The sequence below is a fragment of the Paenibacillus sp. FSL R7-0216 genome (assembly GCF_037969915.1).
Taxonomy (GTDB): Bacteria; Bacillota; Bacilli; order Paenibacillales; family Paenibacillaceae; genus Fontibacillus; species Fontibacillus rhizolycopersici.
On sequence record NZ_CP150222.1, the window covers coordinates 3,529,334 to 3,553,576 of the forward strand.

Sequence of the window (24,243 nt, forward strand, 5' to 3'; positions counted from 1 at the left end):
GCTTCAATGAAGCTGCACCCTGCACAGCCCATTATTCCGTAGGATGTAATCTTGGCCTTGGCTTTATGCAAATTTTGTTCCAGGCCTGTTTATTTTAAATTTGAAACGTTGAACGAATTTGTCCGTATTACTTGCTAGGGAACAGAACATACTTACTTGCATAGGAGGGTTCATGCACCATGTTAAAAAGAGTGATGCTGCTCATGATGGCCTTTACCGTATTCTTCACTTTCACTGCCCCGGACTTTGCCGACGCAAGACGCGGCGGAGGGTTTAAATCCGGTCCGCGTACCTATAAACCAACTCCGAAAAAACCGGCACAAAGCGAGTACCAGAACACGACGGGTAATCGGACGGGAGCTACGACAGGGACTCCGACGACGAACCGGGGATTCTTCAGCGGCGGCAGCTTTATGCGCGGGATGATGATCGGCGGTTTTGCCGGTCTGCTGTTCGGTGGGTTGTTTGGCAACATGGGCTTCTTTGGCAATCTCTTAGGGTTAGCCGTAAACCTGTTGGCCATCTATGTCATTATTATTGCCGTCACGGCCTTATACCGCCGGTTTAAGAAGCAACCGCGCCACGACGATTACCGGGGCGGAGGCCGACATTAAGCCATGATCCTCGGGATGGACGAGATCATTAACGCGATTTGCCTGCATACCGCTGAACGGACGGGCGTCCGCCCCACCGATGTGACGGTGGAACTCAGTTGGGATGAAGATACCGGTTATACCGGCGAGGTTTGGGTTAACGGCCGCAGCCGTTATATCGTTGAATCGAACATCATGGAAGCGATCATGGTGTACGTTCACCGGGAATATGGGATGCGAGTATTCCGGGAAGATATCCGGCTGGTGTTGGAGGAAGAAATCATGGCGGAGATCCAAAGCCCATAGCAAAAAAAAGGCGCGAACCGAGTTGAGTCCTCGGTTCGCGCTTTTTCATTGGGGATCAATCCCCGCGAAATGCTCGTTTCATTCGGTCAAAGAAAGATTGTTCATGCTCATGTGTCTGTTCGCCGTCCAGCGAAGCAAATTGGCGCAAAAGCTCCTTTTGCTCGTCGCTCAGCTTGCTTGGCGTCACGATGACCACTTTCACGTGCTGATCTCCCTGGCCAATCCCGCGCAGGCGCGGAACCCCTTTGCCTTTTAAGCGGAAATAGGTTCCGGTTTGCGTCCCGGCCGGAATTTTCAGCTTCACCTTCTCCGTCAGCGTCGGAATTTCGATCTCATCGCCAAGCGCAGCTTGGGCAAACGTTAACGGAACCTCGCAATAGATATCGTCGCCCTCGCGTTCGAAGAAATCATGCGTTTTCACGCGGATGACGATGTACAGATCACCGGCAGGACCGCCGCGCAGACCGCCTTCGCCTTCCCCAGACATCCGCAGTTGTGCCCCATCGTCAACCCCGGCAGGAATGCGCACATGAATTTTACGCTGTTTTTTCACTTTACCGCTGCCGGCACAGGTCGAACATTTTTCCTTGATGATTTGCCCTTTGCCGCCGCAGTTGCTGCAGGCCCGCCGATTAACCATACGGCCAAACGGCGTGTTCTGTACGACTTCCTGCTGGCCGGTACCGTGGCACACGGAGCAAGTAACCGGCTTCGTTCCAGGTTTAGCCCCGGTGCCAAAGCAGGTGTCGCAGTTTTCGGTGCGCGGAATTGTGATGTCCGTTTCCTTGCCGAACACCGCTTCCTTGAACTCGATCGTCATCGTGTATTGCAAATCGTTGCCGCGTTGCGGAGCGTTAGGATCACGCCGACCGCCGCCGCCGCCGCCGAAGAACATATCGAAAATATCCCCAAAGCCGCCAAAATCCCCGCCGGAAAAGCCGCCGCCCATCCCCTGATTCGGATCAACATGGCCGTATTGGTCATAACGCGCACGTTTCCCTGAGTCACTCAGGACGTCATACGCTTCTTTAACTTCTTTAAATTTCGCTTCCGCATCCTCCGCTTTATTGACGTCCGGGTGATACTGCCGGGCCAGCTTGCGGTAAGCTTTTTTGATTTCCTCGTCGGATGCGGTTTTACCGAGGCCCAGCACCTCGTAGTAATCGCGTTTTTCTGCCATTCTTCCACCCCCGTCTGTCGTCTTTTGATCACGAAGCAAATCGAGAAGTTAACCCGACATATAGTTAGATCACAAAGCAAAAACCTGATTTACCAGTCGTTATTTGATCACGGCAAAAGGAAAGTCAAAGCGCGGAGGCAGCCCGCACTTTGACCTTCCTGGTTGCCAAAGTCTATTCCCAAGACTCTACTGCTCTGTGAGTCATCTTAGCTTTGTTTCTTGTCTTCGTCAACCACTTCATAGTCGGCGTCCACGACGTTATCGCGGGTTTGACCGCCAGCGGATTCGGCTGCGCCTTCTGCTCCAGCTGCTTGCGAAGCCTGCTCATACAGCTTCACGGACAATTGTTGAACGATTTCGGTCAGCTTCTCCGAAGCCGCTTTGATTTGCTCGAGATCGTCGCTTTCCAGCGCTTTCTTCAGCTCTTCTTTGGCCGCATTAGCTTTGTCGGTTTCGGCTGCGTCTACTTTGTCGCCCAGCTCTTTCAACGTCTTATCAACGCTGTAGATCAATTGGTCGCCGTTGTTCTTCGCTTCAACCAGCTCTTTGCGTTTCTTGTCTTCTTCGGCATGCAGCTCGGCGTCCTTCATCATCTTCTCAACTTCCTCATCGCTCAAGCCGCTGGAGGAAGTGATCGTGATTTTTTGGCTCTTGCCGGTTCCTTTATCCGTTGCCGACACGTTTACGATCCCGTTCGCATCGATGTCGAAGGTAACTTCGATTTGCGGTACGCCGCGTGGCGCGAGTGGAATGTCACCCAGCATGAAGCGTCCCAGTGTTTTGTTGCCAGCCGCCATCTCCCGTTCCCCTTGCAGGACGTGGATTTCTACGCTTGGCTGGTTATCGGCATAAGTGGAGAATACTTGCGATTTGCTTGTCGGAATCGTTGTGTTCCGTTCAATCATCTTCGTAAATACGCCACCGGCCGTTTCGATCCCGAGCGAAAGCGGAGTAACGTCGAGCAGTACAACGTCTTTCACATCGCCCGTCAGCACGCCGGCTTGCACCGCTGCGCCAAGCGCAACAACTTCGTCCGGGTTCACGCCTTTGTGCGGTTCTTTACCGGTCAATTTCTTAATTGCTTCCTGAACGGCTGGAATCCGCGTGGAACCGCCGACAAGAACGATCCGATCGATATCCGCAGGCGTCATCCCCGCATCGCTTAAGGCACGGCGAGTTGGGCCGAGCGTACGCTCTACAAGATCCGCGGTTAATTCTTCGAATTTCGCGCGAGTCAGGTTAACCTCAAGGTGCTGCGGCACGCCGTCAACGACGGTGATAAACGGCAGGGAGATTGTTGTGGTCAATACGCCGGACAATTCCTTCTTCGCTTTCTCTGCCGCATCTTTCAAACGTTGCACTGCCGCTTTATCTTTGCTCAAATCAATTCCTTGATCTTTCTTGAATTCAGCCACCAGGTAATCGATGATTTTCTGGTCGAAGTCATCGCCGCCGAGATGGTTGTCCCCGCTCGTCGCTTTTACTTCGAAGAAGCCGTCGCCTAGTTCAAGGATCGATACGTCAAACGTACCGCCGCCAAGGTCATACACGAGAATCGTTTGATCTTCCGCTTTTTCCAGACCGTATGCCAGAGCTGCTGCTGTTGGTTCGTTGACGATCCGCAGCACATCAAGACCTGCGATTTTGCCGGCGTCCTTGGTTGCCTGACGTTGGCTGTCGTTAAAATAAGCCGGGACCGTGATCACCGCTTGGGTGACGGTTTGGCCCAAATAGGCTTCTGCATCGGCTTTCAGCTTCTGCAGAATGATTGCGGAAATTTCCTGAGGCGTAAAATCTTTACCGTCGATCGATTCTTTATGGTTTGTACCCATATGCCGTTTAATCGAAATGATCGTACGATCCGGATTGGTGATGGCTTGGCGTTTTGCCGTTTCCCCAACGATCCGTTCGCCGTCCTTCTTAAAGCCTACGACGGATGGAGTCGTACGCGCACCTTCCGGGTTAGGAATGACGACCGCTTCGCCGCCTTCCATCACTGCTACGCAGGAGTTGGTTGTTCCTAAGTCAATACCGATTACTTTACTCATTACGTTATGTCCTCCTTAATAGGTTAAATCATCTTAAATTACAAAGCAGGTTCAATCATCTCAGCCGCTGACTTTGACCATCGCCGGACGCAGTACCTTATCTTTCAAAAGATAACCCTTCTGTACCACTTCTACGACGATACCCTCTTCATGCTCATCGGATTCCACTTGCATGATGGCTTGATGGAACTCAGGGTTAAACGGTTGTCCTTCCGCTTCCATCGGAATCAATCCTTCGGCCTTAAGCACGCCTTCCAACTGGCGGAAGATCATTTCCACTCCCTTAATGTAGGAATTGGCGTCCGTGCTCTCTCCGGATGAGCTAAGCGCTCGTTCAAAGTTATCAATCACCGGCAACAGCTCGGTAATCAATTTGGCGGAGGCGTATTTCCCTAACTCTTCCTTCTCCTTAACCGTACGGCGACGGAAATTATCGAAATCGGCTTGCGTTCTTAGCAGCCGCTGCTGGTAATCCTCACTCTCTGCGCGCAGCTTCTCCAATTCGGCGGAAGCGCCGGCATCTGCGGTAACCTCTTCAGCAGCAATCTGCGGTTCATCGACAACCTCTTCCTGCCTCGCGTCAGGTTCCGGCGTTTGTTGCAGGTCCTCTTGCACGTTATCGTTCATGTTCGTTTCTTCCTCTACATTATGATTGATGTTATCTTGAATCGGTTGCGATTCCTTCAAGATGCTCACCTCCTTAACATGCAGCTAGATGAATCATTCATGCATGTTATGGCATCCGGGTCAGAAATTTGCTCAAATCTCTCGATAAAATCTCCAATATCCGAATGACCCTGGCGTATTCCATCCGAGTTGGTCCCAAAATGCCAATAGTTCCAACCGCTTCACCTTCCAGTTGATAGGTTGCCGTGATGAGACTGCAGTTGGCGAACGCTTCATGGTCGTTCTCGGTACCGATACGCACCTGAATCCCCGAACCCGCCGCCGCAGAGATCATTCTCGTCAAAGTTGGCGTCTCCTCCAGTAAATCCAAGATGCCTTTCACCTTGTCTACGTCACGGAACTCCGGCTGGGTCAGCATGTTCGTCGCCCCGCTCAAGAAGAGGCGTTGGCCTTCCGTGCCTGCGTCAAGCGCTTGATCCAACACTTTCATCAACTCTTCAAAATGCTCGATATGCCGCTGCATCTCTTGACCGATCTCGTTATACAAGGCGGACTTGAGCTTGTAGATCGGCACGCCGGTCAGCTTGCGGTTCAACAGATTGACCACCCGTTCCATCTCTGAAACGGACAAGCCAGCCGGAACGGATATCGTCTTGTTCTCCACTTGTCCCGTATTCGTCACGACGATGGCAACCGCCGTCGTCTCGTTCAGCGGCAAGAGTTGAAAATGCCGCAAAGACGTATGAAAAACTTCCGGCCCAAGCAGGATGGAAGTGTAGTTGGTCATTTGGGAGAGAATGGTCCCGGCATGTTGAATCATTAGTTCGGTTGCGTTCAGCTTCTCCGCGAAAAACGCTTTTAACGTTGTCAGTTCATCATTCGTTAGCAAATTCAACGGTGTCAGATGATCCACATAGTAGCGGTATCCCTTATGAGAAGGAATACGGCCCGCCGACGTATGCGGTTGCTCCAAAAAACCGAGTTCCTCCAAATCGGCCATTTCGTTACGGATCGTCGCTGGACTGTATCCAACATCGCCCCGCTTCGAAATGCTTCGGGATCCCACAGGCTCCGCCGAGCGAATATAGTCGTCTACGATAGCTGTTAAAATCATTCTTTGGCGTTCCGTCAACATGGCAATCCCTCCTGAGTAACCTCGATTTTTCGGTTCGTTAGCACTCAATGTCGTAGAGTGCTAATTACTAATACAAAAATACCAAACCGACCTGACGATTGTCAAGTCAGTCCAGTATCTTCAGAACAGCGATTTCGTCGCAGCAATGCTGCTTCGCGCAATTCACGCAGTCGGTCCACACTTTCTCCGGAAAGATCTCTTTATTAACAACCGCAAATCCGTTTTTCACGAAAAAGGAAACCTCATACGTGAGCGCCATCACCTTTGGGATCGCTTGTCTCCGCGCCTCTTCTACCAACTGCTCTACGAGCATGGAACCCAGCCCCTTGCCTTTATGGCCTTCGGCAATCCCAAGCGAACGAATCTCGACCAATTCCTCGCCCAGCTTGCACAGCGATCCGCAGCCGACAACCTCGCCATCCACTTCCGCGACGACGAAATCCTTGATCTGGCGCTCCAGCACCGCCTGCGAACGCGGCAGCATAATGCCTCGCTGGGCATACCCCTCAATCATCTTATATAATGGCTCGACGTCCGTTAAGTTCGCCTGTCTGCACACGGCAACCGCTGGCATGCTGTCTTCCCCCTCGATCACAAATCAAATAATATGAATAAATATACATTATGCGGTATAAAACTTCAAGGAAAATGTTTCACCGCCATGTCACGTTCAAAGTATATTCAGCGGAACGCAAAAAAGCAGCTTAGCTACTTCATAAATGAAGTGCAAGCTGCTTGATTCATCGGTTGCTATACGGTTAAAACACCGATAAACTCGGCAAATACCTCGTTTCCGAACAATACGCCTTGCTTGCTTAACCGGTAGCCTTCTCCATCCTCATGGGTCTCCAGCAAACCGGCGCTAAGCATCTTGTTGAGCGGCCGGGCAAACACGTCATCCAGCTCTTCGTCAAATTGCTTGCGGAAGTCCGCCTTGCGGATGCCGTCCAACATGCGAAGGCCTACCATCACGAAATCCTCCATCGCCTCTTCCCGGGACACGCCAAACTGCTCCAAGCGAGGAAGGCCTGCTTTCGCCGCTTCAACGTAAGGATTCACACCCTTGATATTGACGTGACGCTTGCGGCCAACATAACCGTGAGCGCCGGCACCCAGGCCGTAATAATCCTCGTTCTTCCAATAAGTAATATTATGCCGGCTGGCAAAGCCGGGTTTCGCAAAGTTGCTAATCTCGTACTGTTTGTACCCGGCCTGCTCCATCCGTTCCATCAGCAGGAGATACATATTCAGCTCCTCCTCTTCACTGGGGAGCGGAAGCTGATTTTTGTGGTACAGCGTATGGAACAGCGTGTTCTCTTCGACCTTCAGGCTATAGATGGAATAATGGGGTAGCCCGAGTTCCAGCGCCCGAGAAACGCTATAATCCAGCATCTCAACGGTCTGATTCGGCAGTCCGAACATCAAGTCGATGGACAGATTGTTAAGTCCGACGGCGCGCGCATTGTCCAGGCTCCGGTAAACGTCGTCCGTGTTATGAATCCGGCCGATACCGCTTAACAGTTCATTCTGGAACGCCTGCACGCCGAAGCTGACCCGGTTCACGCCGCCGTCTTTCATGACCGTCATTTTGTCCCGATCTGTCGTTCCCGGGTTGGCTTCCATCGTAAATTCAATATCGCTGGACCAATGGGGGAAATGGCGTCTGACCGATGCCAGGAAGAACTCCATTTCTTGCGGATTGAGTACAGTTGGCGTGCCCCCGCCTACAAAGATACTGCGGATTTCACCCGGTGGGGTCTGCTGAACCGTCCGTTCCATTTCTCGGTCCAAGGCGCGCAAATAGTCCATCACCGGCTGATCTTTCAGGACGTAGGAATTGAAATCGCAATAAAAGCACTTGTTCGTGCAAAACGGGATATGGATATATACGGCTTGCGGTGCGATGGATGGTTCGAGGTGCGTCATATCGCTGCCCGCCGCCGGGTTATGGATCGGCACTCCCTGCCCTGATCGGTTTGTCGTTTGGTTCATGGTCATGCCCTCCTCCGTAATTATCATGAATAATAGTAGAAAGGAAAGCCTGACGGCTTTCCTTCATCAAACGATTTGCATTTCTTAATTGTCGTCGATTTTCAGTACGGCCATAAACGCTTCCTGCGGTACCTCGACGTTGCCGACCTGCTTCATCCGCTTCTTGCCTTCCTTCTGCTTCTCCAGCAGCTTGCGCTTCCGCGAGATATCACCGCCGTAACATTTGGCAAGGACGTTCTTGCGCATCGCCTTAACGGTCTCGCGGGCGATGACCTTCTGCCCGATCGAGGCCTGAATCGGCACTTCAAACATTTGGCGCGGGATCAGCTCACGCAGCTTCTCGCAAATGATCCGGCCGCGGTGGTAAGCACGTTCGCGGTGGACGATAAAGGACAAAGCGTCGACCTGCTCTCCGTTCAGGAGGATGTCCATCTTCACCAGGTTCGATTGACGATAACCCGACAGCTCATAATCGAAGGAAGCGTAACCCTTCGTGCTCGATTTCAACTGATCGAAGAAGTCGTATACAATCTCCGACAATGGCACCTGGTACGTAATCGTCACACGGGTTGTGTCAAGGTATTCCATATTCACGAACTCGCCGCGTTTGCTTTGGCAGAGTTCCATGACGGTTCCGACATAATCATTGGGTACGATGATCGCCGCTTTGACGTAAGGCTCCTCGACATAGTCGATTTTGCCGACCTCCGGATAGTTGGACGGGTTGTCGATGGAGATCGTCTCGCCGTTCGTCAGCGTTACTTTGTAAATAACGCTTGGCGCCGTCGTAATCAGCGGAATGTTGAATTCCCGCTCAATCCGTTCCTGAATGACGTCCATGTGCAACAATCCCAGGAAGCCGCAACGGAAACCGAAGCCCAGCGCGCTTGAGGTTTCCGGTTCGAAGCTCAGCGAAGCGTCGTTCAACTGCAGTTTCTCCAACGCTTCACGCAGGTCGTTGTAATCCGACGTTTCGATCGGATACAAGCCGCAATAGACCATCGGGTTAATCTTACGGTAACCCGGCAGCGGTTCAAGTGTCGGATGCTTCGCGTCCGTGACGGTATCCCCGACGCGAGTGTCGCCGACCGTCTTGATCCCGGCAACGATAAAGCCGACATCGCCGACATTCAGCTCGTCCACGATTGTCATCCGCGGTTTGAAGGCACCCACTTCGATAACCTCAAACGTTTTTTCCGTTGCCATCATTTTGATTTTCGAGCCAGCCTTAATCTGCCCGTCAATGACGCGCACGTAAACGATAACGCCCTTGTAAGGGTCATAATGCGAATCGAAAATCAGCGCCTTCAGCGACTGATCCGGGTCTCCCGTTGGTGCAGGCACCTTCTGTACGACCTGCTCCAGAATCTCCTTAATCCCGATCCCGGCTTTGGCGGAAGCGTGCACCGCTTCGCTGGCATCGAGGCCGATGACATCCTCTATCTCCTGCTTCACCCGATCGGGATCGGCGCTTGGCAAGTCGATTTTGTTAATGACCGGCAAAATCTCCAGGTTGTTATCGAGCGCCAGATAAACATTGGCCAGCGTTTGCGCCTCGATCCCCTGAGCGGCGTCTACCACTAGAAGGGCGCCTTCGCAAGCGGCCAAACTGCGGGAGACCTCGTAAGTGAAGTCGACGTGTCCCGGCGTATCGATGAGGTTCAGCAAATACTCCTCCCCATCGTCGGCGCGATAGGTTAAGCGGACGGCCTGTAGTTTAATCGTGATTCCACGTTCGCGTTCCAAATCCATTTGGTCAAGGACCTGCTCCTGCATTTCCCGGGAAGTCAGCGCCCCGGTATACTCCAGAATTCGGTCGGCCAATGTCGATTTGCCATGGTCTATATGTGCAATAATACAGAAATTGCGAATTTTCGCTTGTCTAGCCCTAATATCTGTCATCCTTACCCCCACCACAAATCATCGAAGTCATACAATCAATTTATTATATCAGTTGCAGGGGCAAGCAGCAATCACGACGAGTTAAATTCCAACCGGAAGCCATGACTTACTTCCTCTCCCTCGCCTTCTATCGCCCGGTCTGTTGTGGTTCGGCGGTAGAGTCCCGGTACACGGTTTCGACGGATATCATGATTTTTTCCTGTGGCGCATCTGGATGAGCAAGCCGGTCCATCAGCTTTCGCACCGCGCGCTGGCCGAGGTCCTCTTTCGGCACATGGATAGTCGTAATCGACGGCGCGTTGCGGGCCGCATCGTCGATATTATCAAACCCGCTGACAACGATGTCCCCAGGCACGGTTAACCCGATCTCGCCCAGGACGGTACAGGCATGGATGGCGATGGAATCATTCGCGCATACCAGCGCCGTCGGGAGCGTCTTTGCTTTTCTCCTCCGTTCCAACCACCCTTGCAGCTCGTCCCCGTATGCCCCGGTATCGATGCCTTCCAACTGCAGCATCGGATCATCCGGCGCTTGAGGTGTTAGGCCATTCTCCTCCAAAGCGCTGCGGTAACCGATCCAGCGATCCCGGAAGCTTCGGGAGAAAGCCGAGTTCCCCAAGAAGTGCAATTCCCGGTGCCCCAGTCCGATCAAATGGGTGGTCAGGCGGGCCATCCCGTCAAGGTTGTTCGCAAAGACCGTGTCGCTGGGAATCAGCGGGTCCTCATGATCAACGAGGACCATCGGCAGTCCAATCCGGTGCACCTCCAACAGGAATGAGGTGGCGATTTGCCCGACCCCGATCATTCCCAGAATGCCGTCCGGATTGAGGATATGCATAAAATTGTCGCCCCGGGGTTCCGATACGATGATCATCCCCAGTTGCTGTGCCTCCAGTTCCCGGGAGATGCCCTCCAGCAGCCGGCCCCAATACAGCGATTCCTTGTTTTGAAACCGGATATTCGGCATCAACACCAGCACCGACTGCTTGCCAGCCGGCGCCGGCAGCGTTGTGCCCGAGGGAATGACGTTCTTGACGTAGCCGTTCTTCTGGTTAAAGTAGCCGAGCTGGGAAGCGGCTTGAATGACCCGCTCACGGGTCTGTTCATTGACTCCTCCCTTGCCGGATAAAGCCTTGGATACGACGAATTTCGAAACGCCTAAATGATCGGCAATTTGCTGCATCGTAATTTTCTTCAAAAGTTCTGACCTCCGAAATAACGAATCACGAACGGATTCATAACAATATAACAACAGTATAACAAATCCGCCATTCGTTATAAATCGTTATTTCATTCGCCGGGACCAAACAGGGAGGCTACCCAATGAATGCTCTTCTGCGATGCCTGTTGCAGCAAATGAGCCGCCTTGTCGGCAAAGCGGTCGACAGCCGGAGGCGACGGCGGCGGCATGAGCAGATCCGCCGGCGTTTGCATCACTTGGCCACCTGTCGCCGGGTTGTTAAATCCGTTAGTCACCGTGCTCGGGGGGGTTGCTCCAGGTTGGGCCGAACCGTAACCTGGGGCCATGGTATACCCGCCGGTTGTCCCCTGTGGCGCGGCATAGCCTTGGCCGGTTGTGGTCCAGGCGGGGGTGGCAGCACCGGACGACCAGCCATTACTGTATTGCTGCTGCGGATACGGAACCCCCACGGACTGTCCGTTTGCGCCAACCGTCGTCCCTCCGGTTTGAAAGCCGGGGCCGTACACCGACGTTGTTCCGCTTTCGGCGAGCTGCATTCCTAGCGTCACCCCTGCCGCCAGCAAAAGGCCATATACCAAGGTTTTGCGCAACGTTTTTGCCATGTCTGTCCCTCCCCCGTTTCCTTCGTTAAATGAAATTTAAGATTTCTTGCTTGATTCGCCGGCTTTGGGTGAGCCCTTGCTCACTCCGTTGGATGCATTGGTTCCGCTAGATGCGCCACCGTTTGTTCCGCTTTTCGTCAGCTTGCCCGCTTTCTCCGCGTCCTGGCCTTCCCAATACAGATCGGCCAAGATCCCTGCTAACACCTTCGCGGTGCGCTCCAGCTCTTCCTCGCTGTTGTCGATCCCGCCGATTTCGATCAGGACGCTGTTGGGCGACAACGACTGGTTGTACTCCCCGTTGCCCTGGGAAGACGTCTTCCCCCATATGCCCCTGGAAATCCCCGGATACGCCTTCTCCAGACGATCATGAATCGAGCTCGCGAATTTCTCATTCTCGCGCCAGTTCTCATTGCCATGCCCGATGATGAAATAAACCTGAGCATAATTGACGCCGTCAATGGTCGTGGTCGTCTTGTCATGGCGTTGCGAATCGCGGTGGATATCGATAAAATATTGCAGCTTGCCGTTTTCGGCCATCGCCTGCTTCACGGTCTCTCGTGAATATTTATATGAATAGTTGTAGTTGTAATTGCTCACCTTGCTCGCATAATTTTCGAACGAGTGCAAGGCAGCGACACCTTTGCGTTCCAACTCTTTCGCCAGCGCCTCGCCAACCAGGCCGACGTTCTTCTTGTCTTCCGCCGAGCTAGGGTTATCCACATCAGTACCCAGCACTGGATTATATGATTCTTGCGGATGCGAATGATAGATCATCACGATATTTTTGTTGCCCGGTTGGATCGAAGGCTCCCCCTGATCCCCAGAGGTGCCGTCTGTCTTCCCAGGCTCCTGTTCCGGTGGCTGTGATTCGCCCGAATCGGCTTCGCCCGGCCCTGGGTCCGCGTCATCCCCGCCTTCATCGCCATTCGGCTCCGGGTGATCTGGCGCGCTGCCATCCGCGCCTGTACCCGGCCGGTAATCCTCGGGCGCTTGGGCCGTGCCATTGCCGGAGCCCGTACGCAGCAGGATCGGGCTATCGGCACCCAGTCCCGGAACTTCTCGGGCGACCAAACTCTTCGGATCGGATGGATTCACGTCCGTCAACAGCTGGAAGACGAAATTCGTCATCTGGCGACCCGATATCGCCGGCGTTTGCTTTTCGCTGGCCGCGTGCGGCAGTTCCATGCCAACCATATCCATGAAAAACCCGCTCGATAGCGACGCCGCCAGCCCCTTCATCGAAGAAACCGGGGACGTATTGAGATTCTTCTCGGCAATGCCCAGCACCCCCAACATGACGAAAAAGATCACCGACATGACCGATAAAAGCAAAAATGTGCGTCCCAGCGCCAACACATGCAACAGATTCCGTCTCATTTTCCCTAGATTCCAAGCCTTGAATTTCATATGCGTGTCCTCCTCCAGCCGCTTTCGAACTATATTCCAAATCTATGAACCTAGTTCAAAGCCTAGAACCTCGAATTCTCACAAAAAAAAGAAATCCGCTAGATTCACGGATTTCTTGAGATTCGGGAGAAGGAGGAGGATGCGGCCTTAATGGGTATAAGACGCCACGTTATCTGGTGTAACTGCCTCGTGCAATGAGATGTTCAGACCGCTCGCGATAACATTCGCCACATCTTCAATGAATTCGTCGATTTCTTTCGGCGTAACGATGAGATCATGGCCAAGCGGTTCGAGCACCTCTTTGACGAGACCTAGCCGCTCGCTTTCATTTAAATCGTTAAGCATGCCCATGATCTGTTTCGTAGGCGCGTTCCCGTCGTCGCTTTCTTCATTGAAATGACTCTTCATCATATCGAACACATTATTGACGATCGTGGATGCATAGCACACTGTCGGTACGCCTATCGCGATGCAAGGTACGCCCAGAATTTCCTTGGTTAGTCCCCGACGTTTGTTGCCGATGCCAGAGCCCGGATGGATGCCGATGTCTGCGATCTGGATCGTCGTATTTACCCGTTCCAACGAACGTGAAGCCAATGCATCGATGGCGATGATCAGATCCGGTCGCGTCCGTTCCACGATTCCTTGCACCACTTCGCTCGACTCAATGCCGGTAATGCCAAGCACGCCAGGAGCGATCGCGCTAACTTCTCGGTAACCCGGTGCGACCTGGTCCGGCGTCAGCTCGAAGTAATGTCGGGTAACCATGACATTCTCTACCACCAGCGGTCCGAGTGCATCCGGCGTAACATTCCAGTTGCCCAGGCCGACGATCAGCGTCTTCGCACCCGGTCCGACCCCGATTTTATTTAAAAATGCGGTAAACTCCTTCGCGAACGCGGCAGCGACCTTTTCCTGCAGTTCGGTATCCTGATTCCGGAGGCCGGGGACCTCCAAGGTCACGTAATGTCCCTGGATTCGTCCGATTTGCCGTGAGGCCGCCTCGTTGGTCACATCCAGCCGGGTGATCTTGATTCCGTCCTGTTCCTCGACCTGTTCATTTAGCCCGGGAACCGGCCCGCCATGGGCGGTCTCCGCGATCTCCTTCGATTCAACGGCCAAGTCAGTACGTACGGAATATTCCCGTAAGTCTAAATTCATGCCATATGACCTCCATTTCCTCTGATTGCCTTTATTGTGCGGGAGAGGGAATGCGTTTATGCATGCCATAGGTCAAGCGGTAAAACTTGCGAGAAATCGAGAGATTCAGTATGATGAATTTATTGCTTTTTACTATCTTGCGTGATAAAATATTTTAAGTTGTGAATCATCTGGGTTGATATATGCTTTACAGGAGGTGAATGCAATGCCAAACATTAAATCCGCTATCAAACGCGTGAAAACGAATGACAAACGCCGCGTGCTGAACGCTTCGCAAAAATCCGCCCTGCGTACGGCTGTGAAAACTGCCGACACCGCTCTGGCGAACAACGAAGTTGAAGCAGCTAAAGCTGCTTTCGTTGCTGCTACCAAAAAATTGGACAAAGCTGTTACTAAAGGTTTGATCCACAAAAATGCAGCTGCCCGTAAGAAATCCCGCTTGGCTAAAAAATTGAACGAACTTACGTCTAAAGCGTAAGACTCGTTAATGATAATGAAGTTTTTCTTCAACTAAGCTCAAAGAGACCTGAACGATGAATCGTTCAGGTCTTTTTGGCTTTTATTGAGGGGGCGGCGGACGTTATTCGCCTCTAGGCCCCCAGTTTTAGCAGGAATAACTCCAGCCCCAGCACTTTGTCGATTTGCCCGCTCTTCATCCGGTAATCCAACTCGGCCAGCTCGGACAGGATGGTTCTCAGCCGGCCGGCTTCAAATTTCCGGGCCTGATCACCGGCCAGCTTAACTACGTACGGATGCAAACTGAGCTGCGAGGCGATCTGTTGCTGTGAGTAGCTCTGGCGTCCAAGCTCTTTCACTTGCAGCATGATCCGGAACTGGCGGGCGATCAACGCCGCGATCTTGATCGGCTCCTCGCGCTGCTTCAGCAGTTCGTAGAAAATGCCAAGCGCCTGCTCCAGTCGAATCGCAGCGATATGCTCCACCATCACGAACACGTTTTGCTCCGTGCTGCGAGCAACAAGCTGCTCAACTGCCGCGGTATCGATCATCCCGCCGGATCCGGCGTACAAGCAGAGCTTGTCCGTTTCCGCAGCCAAGGCTGCCATCTGCACGCCGCTCGCGGCAATCAACGCCTCCGCCGCGTCGCGTCCGATCCGGCAGCCGCGTTTCTCCACCTCTTGCACGACCCACTGTACGAGCTCCCCGCCGCCCAGCGGCATAAAGGACAACACCGTACCGGCTGCCTTAATCGCTTTGACGACCTTCTTCCGCTCGTCCAACTTCTCGCCGTTCGCCACAAACACGATCACGCTATGCTCAGCCGGGTTGCCGATATACGTCAGCAGCGTCTCCAACTTATGCTCGATTTTGCCGCCTTCCTTGCCGCCTGCTACAAGCAGTGCGGAGTCACGGACAACAATCAGCTTACGCTCCACGAGAAAGGGCATCGTCTCCGCTTCTTCGACCACGACCTCGATTGGGGTCTCCGTCAGATCAAAAGAAGCCAAGGCAAAGTCCTTTTGATCCCGATCCACAAGCTGCTCCTGGAGCAGGCCCACGAACTCTTGAATCTGGTATTTCTCCGTACCGTAACAAACGTATAGCGGGGAGATCCGCCCCTGCTTAATGTCTTTCATCGCTTGCTTTGCGTCCATCCGGGTTCTCCCTTCCGTCTTCATTGCCTCTAACCATCATACTTCGATTTTGCCCATTCGTCCAAACCCTGTTTGTCGCTCCTGCTCGAAAAAACGAAAAAATAGCCACTGATCCGGCAGTAATGAGCTAATGTGTGTTGGAGTTGCTGTAGTGTGTTGGAGTACAGTAGTTGCCGTGACATGCGGAAGCAGGTCAGTATGCTGTCAGATGTCGTTGTCGTTGTGCTGTAGATGATGTTGTGTGTTGGAGTTTGCTCGTTTTCTGTAGTTACTGCTGTTGCAGAGTTGCATCGTGTATTTTGCTGACGGTACATTGTAATGTTCAAGCGTCGTGCAGCAAATGTTCGGCCAAAGGTATCGTAACGGAACGTACAGCCCTTATTTGCCCATTTCCCGGCGATTTCCCGCTGTAACGGAACCCAGAGACCTTATTGAGCTATACCCATGTGGATTGAGCTGATTTCAACCGAAATAAGGTCTCCTGGTTCCGTTAGAAGTCTAAGTAACGCATAAACGTCCAAATAACGGCACTGAGTTCCGTTAAAATGCTGAAGGTTAGTGAAATACAGCAGGTTGAGGCTGGTTGGGAGCACCGAGAAGGTTGGATGAAGCTAGGGACTGAGTAGCGGAGCGTAGCCGGAGGCTACGTGAGCATCGGAAGGCCCGGCTGAATTCAAGATTCGACGCCGATTCCGCTTCTCCCGAATTTACTTCGTGATCTCGAGCTGACTTTTTAACTTCCCCCTTCAAATGAAGGTTAAAAAGTCTGGTTGGGAGCACCGAGAAGGTTGAATGAAGCTAGGGACTGAGTAGCGGAGCGTAGCCGGAGGCTACGTGAGCATCGGAAGGCCCGGCTGAATTCAAGATTCGACACCGAGTAATCTCCCCCGAGCCCGCTTCGTGATCTCGAGCTGACTTTTTAACTCCCCCCTTCAAATGAAGGTTAAAAAGTCTGGTTGGGAGCACCGAGAAGGTTGGATGAAGCTAGGGACTGAGTAGCGGAGCGTAGCTGGAGGCTACGTGAGCATCGGAAGGCCCGGCTGAATTCAAGATTCGACGCCGAGCAATCTCCCCCGAGCCCGCTTCGTGATCTCGAGCTGACTTTTTAACTCCCCCCTTCAAATGAAGGTTAAAAAGTCTGGTTGGGAGCACCGAGAAGGTTGGATGAAGCTAGGGACTGAGTAGCGGAGCGTAGCTGGAGGCTACGTGAGCATCGGAAGGCCCGGCTGAATTCAAGATTCGACGCCGAGTAATCTCCCCTGAGCCCGCTTCGTGATCTCGAGCTGACTTTTTAACTTCCTCTGTAAATGCAACAGAGGGACCTCTGCCTCTTGGCGAAAGATCCCTCTGTCCCGGAACATCTATATAAACGCGGGCCGAAAAGCTCTAGAAACTCTCCCGCCAGCGGTCATACGACGATCAGGGGTCCAAACCGCTATCTCTACTATACATATAACCTATTCCATATCTCCTGAAAAGGTGCTTGCCGCATGTTCAAAAAACCGCCCAATTTCGTCCGTCCGCGTTCTTGTTTAGGGCTGCGTTCCTTCCACATCGGCTGCGGCCGCCTTCTCGGCATCGATCGTACGAACCGCTGAGGTTCCGTCGATTTCTGTCTCGTACGTAAATACACGTCCATCCTCCGACCAAGCGCCGTCGACCCAATTTCCGTCGATCGTCTCATCAGCCACCTGTTTCCGATCCTGGACGTCGAGACGGTAGACATACAGGTGTCCATCCTTTAACTCGGCTTCAAACTTCCCATCCGGCGAGGTCCAGCTATTAAAACTGGCGATGCCAAACTTTCCCTTTGGATCATCCAGGGTCAATTGCCGGTTGATCATCTCATCATCCTCAAGGCTTTCAGGAGCTTTGGCATCGGCCGCAGGGTCCGAATTCCCAGCTTCAGGCGTAGTCGGATCCTGAGCAGGAACACCCTCGCCTTGATTTGTCGGCACCGAATTGCCTTTCGTCGGATCGCTCTTTCCGGCATTTTGCTCGCTTGGAGCCTTGGTGCCTGATTGCGAGTTCCCTGGCTTCGTTCCAGGAGCAATAGGATCCGTCGAATCTCCCGTCATGTTCCGGTCATCCGCACCACCGGAATTTGCACCCTCGTTCGGGGTGCCGTCCTCCTTCGGCGCCAGAGCATCCTGATCTTCCATCTCAAGGCTGCCGGCATTGCTGCCATCCTTGAACAGCTGCGCGTTTCCCACCGCATCGCCGGCCGAATCTGCGGCTGAAGAATTCTCGTTGGCCGAATCCGTTAACGAGGTATTCATGGCGATCTCGGCATCCGATACGGTGCGTGGTTCATATTGATAAATGAACACACCCAGAATCAAAGCCGCTGCCACGCCCAGCGAACCGTACCGGTAAATCCGGCTCCGTCGCAACCCTGTGTCCGCATCCTGACGGCGCGAGCTGCGGCGGCTCGGCAGCGTACCGCCTTGACCGGTTCCCGCATCGACTTGTACCGCCGTCATCGGCAGCACCGTCTCCTCGGCAGCGCTGCCTCCTTCAAGGCGAGCACGGTCGATTTCATCCAGTTGCGGCAGGATCGCATCCACGAGGCTATAGTTCGGAACCACCTTCGGCAGCTCCTCCAATTGCGCAGACAGCTTGTTCAACAGAGCAAACGTTTCAGCGCATTCCCCGCAATTACGAATATGCTCAAAGAGAAGAAAACTTTCCTCTTCGTTTAAATCATGGTCAAGATAACGATGCATCCATTCCACCGCCTCCGGGCACTTCATCCTGATACACCACCCTTCTGATAATCTTGGAGTAAATGCTGCAGCTGCTGTCTGGCCCTGAATAAATAGGATTTCACCGTATTCAGCGGCAAATTCAAGCTATCAGCGATTTCGTTATACGAAAAGTCCTGTAAATACCTCAGCACAACCACCGATCGGTGGTGTTCCGGCAATTGTTCGATCGCGCTGCGAATGTCCTCGGCTAAATAGCCCGACATGACTTCCCGCTCCACGCTATCATTCCCCTGAAACACCATTTCGTGCTCCTCGATGGATACCGTTGGCTTATTCCTACGAAATTTGTCGATACAAATGTTAGTTACGATCCGTTGGACCCAGGTTTTGAACTGCGCTTTTTCCTCATAAGAATCGATTTTGGTATAAATGCGAATGAGGGCTTCTTGAGCAGCGTCATGCGCATCCTGCTCATTGTTCAAAATATAGTAGGCCGTCCGATAAACATGTTGTTCAATTTCTCGCAATAGGGTGATTAGAGCGTCGCGATCGCCCGTTTGAGCGGCTCTGATGAGTCCCTGCTCTACCACTAAGGCTCCCCCTTCCTTGCATCCTTACAGACGCTAACGTCCGACAAGATGTTGCAATGTTGTTACTATTTTTTAAAAATAATTTGGAGTCCATCATCCGGTATGAAATTCAAGCATTTCTCGTGCGGAATCCTTTCAATCTCACCTTAGGATACCAAAAAAAACAGGCCCCGTCATCCTGCCGAAATCAGGGAAGGGCCTATTTTCACGGGGTTTGCTGTAGTTTGCTTCTGACCTCGATCCTCCCCCTGCGCACTCTCATCTGAACTTCACCTTGCTTGTCGGTACGATAGATTCGGATGTTCTGCCCGTTCAACCGATCGACGACCGTGGGATGCGGGTGCCCGTAGGTATTCGCGGCTCCAACCGAAATCACTGCCGTTTCCGGTTGCCAGTATGCCAGCCATGCCTCGGAGGTGGATGTCTTGCTGCCATGGTGAGCCACTTTCATAACATCGATCGAATCTGCCGGTGTCGTTGGAGCGGAAGCAGATATCTTTTCTATCTCTAGCATCTCTCGCTCCGCCGCCTCATCCATATCGCCCGTGAACAAAAAGGATGCCCCGTTCAGGTCCAACCGAAACACGATGGATTGGTGGTTTTGTTCTTTCACGAAAGGAATCCGGCTTGTCCCTTCCGTTTCGGTTAGCGGATAAAGCACCTCCACGCGGGTGGCCTTATCCGGTTGCAAGTTCATGCCGCGGCTTGCCGAATATACCGGAATCCGCCGAGTTAGGGCCGTCTCCATCAAGGTTGTCATCGTCTTCGACTCCGCCAGGCTGCCGTTGATCAGCAGCGCTTCAACCGGGAACGAATCCAGTACCGCCTGCGCCCCACCGATATGGTCCTGATCTCCATGCGTCAAAATCACCGCGTCCAAGCGGTGAACCCCTCGTTTCTTGAGCAGCGGAACAACCGTCTTTGCCCCGACTTCAAAAGGTTCGCGGCGCTCCCGCCAAGCATCCTTCGCTTTGCGAAACGACACCGTACCCCCGCCGTCTACCAGCAGATGCTTACCGGAAGGGGTCGTGATCAGGGCGCAGTCGCCTTGACCAACGTCGATGAACTCGATGTAGCCTGAACCCTTGTTGTAGGCCGGGGGATAACCGGATATCAGCAGCAGCACCAAACCTGCAGCTATGGTTAAGCGCAGAAAGTCTCCGCGCCTAGCCCATACTCGCTCTTTTAGAGGAAAGGATGTCGGTTCTGCCACCGGTCTCAATGGGACCGTGTCGTCGTCTTGCCACTGAGGGGTTAACGCTTCTGCAGCAAGGCGCTCGCGCCGTTTCCCCCAATACAGCACTAGGTAGCACCCGACATAGAAAGCCGCAACCCAAAGTAATGAGGGGGATTGCCAATACGTCATGAAGCCGCTACGTGCGCTCAGCCAGCTTGTCGCCTCGAACGTCACCGTATTCAGCCACCGTACCGGAAATGCCGCCCATAAACCAAGCCGAGTTGACAGGAAGCTAAGTAGCAGTACCCCTGTTCCGAGTGGAAGCGCCAGTGTGCCAATAACCGGTACAAGCAGTAAGTTAGCCAGGATCGACAATAGGGAAAACTGGTTGAAATAGAGAATCGTCAGCGGAAAAGAAACCAGTTGAGCCGCAAGCGTGATCGCCACGGCGCTCCCCATTTTTCTCGGTAACCACCGAAAGTACGGCGATAGCAACGGCACGAATAGGATCAGCCCCGCCGTCACCGCAAACGATAGCTGGAAGCTGACGTTCAGCAAAAAGTACGGGTCCCAGACTAACATCAGCATCGCAGCCGCAGCTAATACATTAAGGCTGTCTTTCAACAGCCCGCGCCTTAGTAAGTACAGCCCCAGCATCGTCATCAACCCGGAGCGAATGACCGACGGCGAGAACCCGGTGATCAGCATATACGCCGGAACGAACGCCAACGCGGCCGTGATCGCGGTCTCCCGAGTAACCCGGCAAAGACGAAGCAATCCGAATAGGAGCGCGACGTTTATCGCCACATGACTGCCCGAGATCGCCAAAATATGCGTTAGCCCAAGCTGCGTAAACTCCGCATATTTGTCCGGGTCAAGGTCATTCTGCAGGCCGATCAACAGCCCCTTCATATAACCTGCCTGCCATTCCGGAAAAAATCTTTCGATGCGTTCGCCGAGCCGATCACGCAGTGCATCTATATAACCCATAACGGCGGCGACGCCTCGGGTTGACTGTACCACTTTTATAGACGAGGCACCCGGCGCCTTTACCAGCCAATGAATCCGCTGCAGATGCAAATACCGGCGGTAATCAAACGCGCCGAAGTTGCGTGCCGATTGCGGCGCTTCGAGCGTTCCGTCCAGAGTCACCTGGAGGCCGCGCCGCCAAGAGGCCGCCGTAGGCAGTTCCTTTTGAGCCGCCAGCCGCAGCTGGACGGCCACCTTTTCCCCGCCGGGGATGTCCTGGCTGACCTGCGGGCTTGATCCCGCAGATAGCAAGGAGAGCCGGCTTGCCTTCAGCGTAAAGTCGGCGCGATCGCCGTCGATCTCTACGGCCGAGACGATCGTTCCCTCCAGACGTACGGCTTGTCCGTCCACAGGCAACCCAATCCGGGTTTTATTCCCCGTTTCGTTATAAAGCCAATAACCGCCTGCAAGCGAGAAGGCCAGCCAGATCAGGACCAAACTCCGCCAAAAATGGCGCCCGATCAAGGCGATGGCTGCACATATCAGCGATAGTCCCAGCGCAAACAACCAAAAACGCCAGCCGGGATACCCCGCCGCCAAACCGCTGCCGGCCATCCAGCCGCAGGCGATCGCAGTTAACGGTCTACCGTTCATCAGAACCCCTCCTTATCTGCCTAAGCAAAAAAAACACCCCACCCGCCCTAAGGCGAATGAGGTGCTCCCACATTCCAACAACAAGTTTGAATCGTATTCGGTTACGCTTACTCTTCCACCTGCGAGATTGATTCCTGCGGCGGATGATAACCTTCCAGACGGCGGAAGGTGATTCCCTTCTGCGCCATCATGGCGGTTACCTTGCCGGTATCCTTCGGATAGGACCGATGGAACACGATCTCCGTAATGCCGCTGTTGGCCAACATGTTCGCGCAAGTCCAACACGGCTCGTCCGTCACGTATACGCTGGACCCTTCCCGATCGATCCGGTCCGTGAACAATAGCAGGTTCTGCTCGGCATGGATGGTGCGGACGCAGCGCTGCTTCTTCACCATCTTCTCCTGGCCGTCTTCAATCACGAGTTCATACTCTTCCGCGATCATACATCCGGCTTCCGAGCAATCCGGAACGCCGGAAGGGGCCCCGTTATAGGCCGTGCCCAGCAGCTTCTTCCCTTGAACTAGTACGGCGCCGACATGACGACGGTTGCAGCGCGACCGCGTCGATACCATATAAGCGATATCCATGAAATACGTATCCCAGTCTTTACGATGGTCCGGATTCATCCCATTATCACCCTCACAAGTCGTCTTTCGATCCCATCGGCCTACAGGCCGATGTAAGGCTTCATTTTCTCCAGCATCTTGTCCCCGATCCCTTTGACCTGAGTCAAATCTTCGATAGAGGCAAATGCGCCGTGTGCATTGCGGTAATCGAGGATCGCCTGCGCTTTCTTCTCACCGATACCGGGAATCTCTTGCAACTCTGCCAAACCGGCGAGATTGATGCTGATCTTTCCGGTCTCGGCGGTCTTTCCGCCCCCATCCGTTGGGGTCACGGCTGCGCTACCCCCTCCGGCCTCGCTACCTTGCGCAGCGTTCGCTCCGGCTGTGGAAGTTGACGACGCCGAGCTGCCGCCGACCTTCGCAGTTTGGCTCTCGCTCACTTCCCCCGTGTTGCCCGCTGCAGCCGCAGCGCCAGAGTCCTTGCTTCCTGCGCCTTCCTCGGCCAGTGCTGATTTCACTTCAGCATTAACCGGCATCCAGCCCTCGATCCCGGCGGGATCGAGGCCGCCCGTCGCCAGGAGCATCAAACCGGCGCCGATCACAGCTGAAGCTATCGCTGTCAATACGAGTTCCTTCCGCATATGGTAACCCACTCCCCTATCAAACCTCTTAAAAGAATCCACTTATAGTCATGAAGATCCAATCAAGCTGCATACATATTTATACAGGTGAAGTAGAAACGGCAGAAGTAGGTTCACGCGAGAGTAAAGCTGACCGTTTTTGAATCATGAACAAATGAGATCTGCCTTATCGTTTTACCAAGACAGTGCGTTAAGCACGGAAAGGGGAATCCGGATGAAAGTCGCCTTCATCGGAACCGGATCCATGGGAAGCCTGCTCATCGACGCGTTTTTGCGTTCCGGCACGTTGCTTCCACATCACATTTGTGCCAGCAACCGTTCTCCCTACAAAACCAAATGGCTGGCTCAGCGCCATCCCGGTCTGCTGGCGTACAGCAACAACGCCGAAGCCGTGCAAGGAAGCAAAATCGTCTTCTTGTGCATCAAACCCCTAGATTACCCCGAAGTGATCGCGGAAATCCGGGACGTGCTCGACGAGAAGCAGATCGTCGTGTCGATCACCAGCCCCGTTCAGATCGAAACATTGGAAGAGGCCCTTCCTTCAAAAATCGCCAAGATCATCCCCAGCATCACGCATTCCGTTCACAGCGGTGCATCGCTCTGCATGCACGGCAAGCGGATCCGCCCCGAGGATCGCTTGCTGTTGGAACAGCTGATGTCCTCGATCAGCACGCCGACCACCCTCCGAGAGAGCGAAACCCGGATCGCTTCCGACTTCTCGAGCTGCGGTCCGGCTTTCGTCGCGTATATGCTGCAGCTTTGGGCGGAATCAGCCGCCGAACTGACGGGAATCGGTTATGCCGAGGCGATCGAGCTTGGCTCGGAAATGCTGCTTGGCACCGGCAAACTCCTGACCGAAGGCGGCCTAAGCCCGGAAGAGCTGATCGAGCGGGTTGCCGTTCCCGGCGGAGTAACCGCCGAAGGCATCGCCGTACTCGAATCCGGTCTGCGCGGTGTATTTACCCGCCTGATTGAAACGACGCACCGCAAATATGACGAGGATATCGGCAAGCTGCACGCGCTCTTTCACCCGGATAAACCGGAGATTTCTCCGCCATCAGCTAACCTAAGATCGGTGTGCCCGGAGAAGGAAGATCCCCTAACCGATGTCAAACCACCAGACGGATCAGGGGCAACCTCCATTTCCTGAACAAACCGTTCATCTCGCAGG

Annotated in this window: 21 protein-coding genes; 4 read left to right on the plus strand and 17 right to left on the minus strand. The window is 53.5% G+C overall.

Translation table 11 applies throughout. The annotated features are described in order from the left end of the window. The first annotated feature begins 179 nt into the window (after positions 1-179). Positions 180-614 (plus strand): hypothetical protein, encoded by a 435-nt coding sequence (locus MKZ15_RS16235; RefSeq protein WP_193416392.1) that lies wholly within the window; start codon positions 180-182, stop codon positions 612-614. Between the two features lie 3 nt (positions 615-617). Further along, positions 618-899, plus strand: coding sequence for a YxcD family protein (locus MKZ15_RS16240; protein WP_155605608.1), 282 nt, complete (start codon positions 618-620; stop codon positions 897-899). A 55-nt stretch (positions 900-954) separates the two neighbouring features. Here MKZ15_RS16240 and dnaJ read toward each other — a convergent pair whose 3' ends face one another. The 11 genes from dnaJ to gpr all read right to left on the minus strand — a co-directional run bounded on the left by dnaJ (position 955) and on the right by gpr (position 14,154). Further along, positions 955-2,079, minus strand: coding sequence for a molecular chaperone DnaJ (gene dnaJ, locus MKZ15_RS16245; protein ID WP_193416393.1), 1,125 nt, complete (start codon positions 2,077-2,079; stop codon positions 955-957). 206 nt (positions 2,080-2,285) lie between these two features. Beyond that, a complete protein-coding gene (gene dnaK, locus MKZ15_RS16250; RefSeq protein WP_193416394.1) occupies positions 2,286-4,127 on the minus strand; it encodes a molecular chaperone DnaK in 1,842 nt (613 codons plus the stop codon). A 60-nt stretch (positions 4,128-4,187) separates the two neighbouring features. After that, positions 4,188-4,754, minus strand: a complete 567-nt coding sequence (grpE, locus tag MKZ15_RS16255; protein ID WP_155605827.1) for a nucleotide exchange factor GrpE — start codon at positions 4,752-4,754, stop codon at positions 4,188-4,190. Between the two features lie 106 nt (positions 4,755-4,860). Beyond that, complete coding sequence (hrcA, locus tag MKZ15_RS16260) at positions 4,861-5,889, minus strand: heat-inducible transcriptional repressor HrcA (protein WP_155605611.1); 1,029 nt, start codon at positions 5,887-5,889, stop codon at positions 4,861-4,863. 106 nt (positions 5,890-5,995) lie between these two features. Then, complete coding sequence (locus MKZ15_RS16265; protein WP_155605612.1) at positions 5,996-6,463, minus strand: N-acetyltransferase; 468 nt, start codon at positions 6,461-6,463, stop codon at positions 5,996-5,998. Between the two features lie 176 nt (positions 6,464-6,639). Further along, positions 6,640-7,815, minus strand: coding sequence for a radical SAM family heme chaperone HemW (gene hemW, locus MKZ15_RS16270; protein ID WP_193416577.1), 1,176 nt, complete (start codon positions 7,813-7,815; stop codon positions 6,640-6,642). Positions 7,816-7,965: 150 nt separating this feature from the next. After that, the gene (lepA, locus tag MKZ15_RS16275) at positions 7,966-9,783 is read right to left on the minus strand and encodes a translation elongation factor 4 (protein ID WP_193416395.1); all 1,818 of its coding nucleotides are present in this window, start codon (positions 9,781-9,783) and stop codon (positions 7,966-7,968) included. 127 nt (positions 9,784-9,910) lie between these two features. Further along, positions 9,911-10,981, minus strand: coding sequence for a LacI family DNA-binding transcriptional regulator (locus MKZ15_RS16280; protein ID WP_193416396.1), 1,071 nt, complete (start codon positions 10,979-10,981; stop codon positions 9,911-9,913). 92 nt (positions 10,982-11,073) lie between these two features. Then, on the minus strand, positions 11,074-11,586 hold the full coding sequence (locus MKZ15_RS16285; RefSeq protein WP_193416397.1) for a hypothetical protein: 513 nt from the start codon (positions 11,584-11,586) through the stop codon (positions 11,074-11,076). 36 nt (positions 11,587-11,622) lie between these two features. After that, complete coding sequence (locus MKZ15_RS16290) at positions 11,623-12,993, minus strand: stage II sporulation protein P (protein ID WP_239483593.1); 1,371 nt, start codon at positions 12,991-12,993, stop codon at positions 11,623-11,625. A 147-nt stretch (positions 12,994-13,140) separates the two neighbouring features. Then, positions 13,141-14,154, minus strand: a complete 1,014-nt coding sequence (gpr, locus tag MKZ15_RS16295) for a GPR endopeptidase (protein WP_155605621.1) — start codon at positions 14,152-14,154, stop codon at positions 13,141-13,143. Positions 14,155-14,359: 205 nt separating this feature from the next. Between gpr and rpsT the strand changes: the two genes are divergently transcribed. Then, positions 14,360-14,632 carry a 30S ribosomal protein S20 gene (rpsT, locus tag MKZ15_RS16300; RefSeq protein WP_193416398.1) on the plus strand — a complete coding sequence of 91 codons (273 nt, stop codon included), beginning with the start codon at positions 14,360-14,362 and terminating at the stop codon, positions 14,630-14,632. A 112-nt stretch (positions 14,633-14,744) separates the two neighbouring features. Here the strand turns inward: rpsT and holA are convergent, their stop codons facing one another. The 6 genes from holA to MKZ15_RS16330 form a co-directional block, all read right to left on the minus strand. Then, positions 14,745-15,767: a DNA polymerase III subunit delta gene (gene holA / locus MKZ15_RS16305; RefSeq protein WP_193416399.1), complete on the minus strand. Its 1,023-nt coding sequence runs from the start codon at positions 15,765-15,767 to the stop codon at positions 14,745-14,747. 1,532 nt (positions 15,768-17,299) lie between these two features. Continuing rightward, positions 17,300-18,520, minus strand: coding sequence for a zf-HC2 domain-containing protein (locus tag MKZ15_RS16310; RefSeq protein ID WP_339816927.1), 1,221 nt, complete (start codon positions 18,518-18,520; stop codon positions 17,300-17,302). Continuing rightward, positions 18,517-19,065, minus strand: a complete 549-nt coding sequence (locus tag MKZ15_RS16315) for a sigma-70 family RNA polymerase sigma factor (protein ID WP_193416401.1) — start codon at positions 19,063-19,065, stop codon at positions 18,517-18,519. Before MKZ15_RS16315 ends, MKZ15_RS16310 begins: the two co-directional genes overlap by 4 nt. A 205-nt stretch (positions 19,066-19,270) precedes the next feature. Next, positions 19,271-21,865, minus strand: a complete 2,595-nt coding sequence (locus MKZ15_RS16320; RefSeq protein WP_339816928.1) for a DNA internalization-related competence protein ComEC/Rec2 — start codon at positions 21,863-21,865, stop codon at positions 19,271-19,273. A gap of 107 nt (positions 21,866-21,972) precedes the next feature. Further along, the gene (locus MKZ15_RS16325) at positions 21,973-22,491 is read right to left on the minus strand and encodes a cytidine/deoxycytidylate deaminase family protein (RefSeq protein ID WP_155605626.1); all 519 of its coding nucleotides are present in this window, start codon (positions 22,489-22,491) and stop codon (positions 21,973-21,975) included. A gap of 41 nt (positions 22,492-22,532) precedes the next feature. Then, on the minus strand, positions 22,533-23,072 hold the full coding sequence (locus tag MKZ15_RS16330) for a helix-hairpin-helix domain-containing protein (RefSeq protein ID WP_339816929.1): 540 nt from the start codon (positions 23,070-23,072) through the stop codon (positions 22,533-22,535). A gap of 214 nt (positions 23,073-23,286) precedes the next feature. On the opposite strand from MKZ15_RS16330, the gene comER reads away from it, so the two are divergent. Further along, positions 23,287-24,222: a late competence protein ComER gene (gene comER / locus MKZ15_RS16335; protein WP_339816930.1), complete on the plus strand. Its 936-nt coding sequence runs from the start codon at positions 23,287-23,289 to the stop codon at positions 24,220-24,222. The last annotated feature ends 21 nt before the right edge of the window (positions 24,223-24,243 follow it).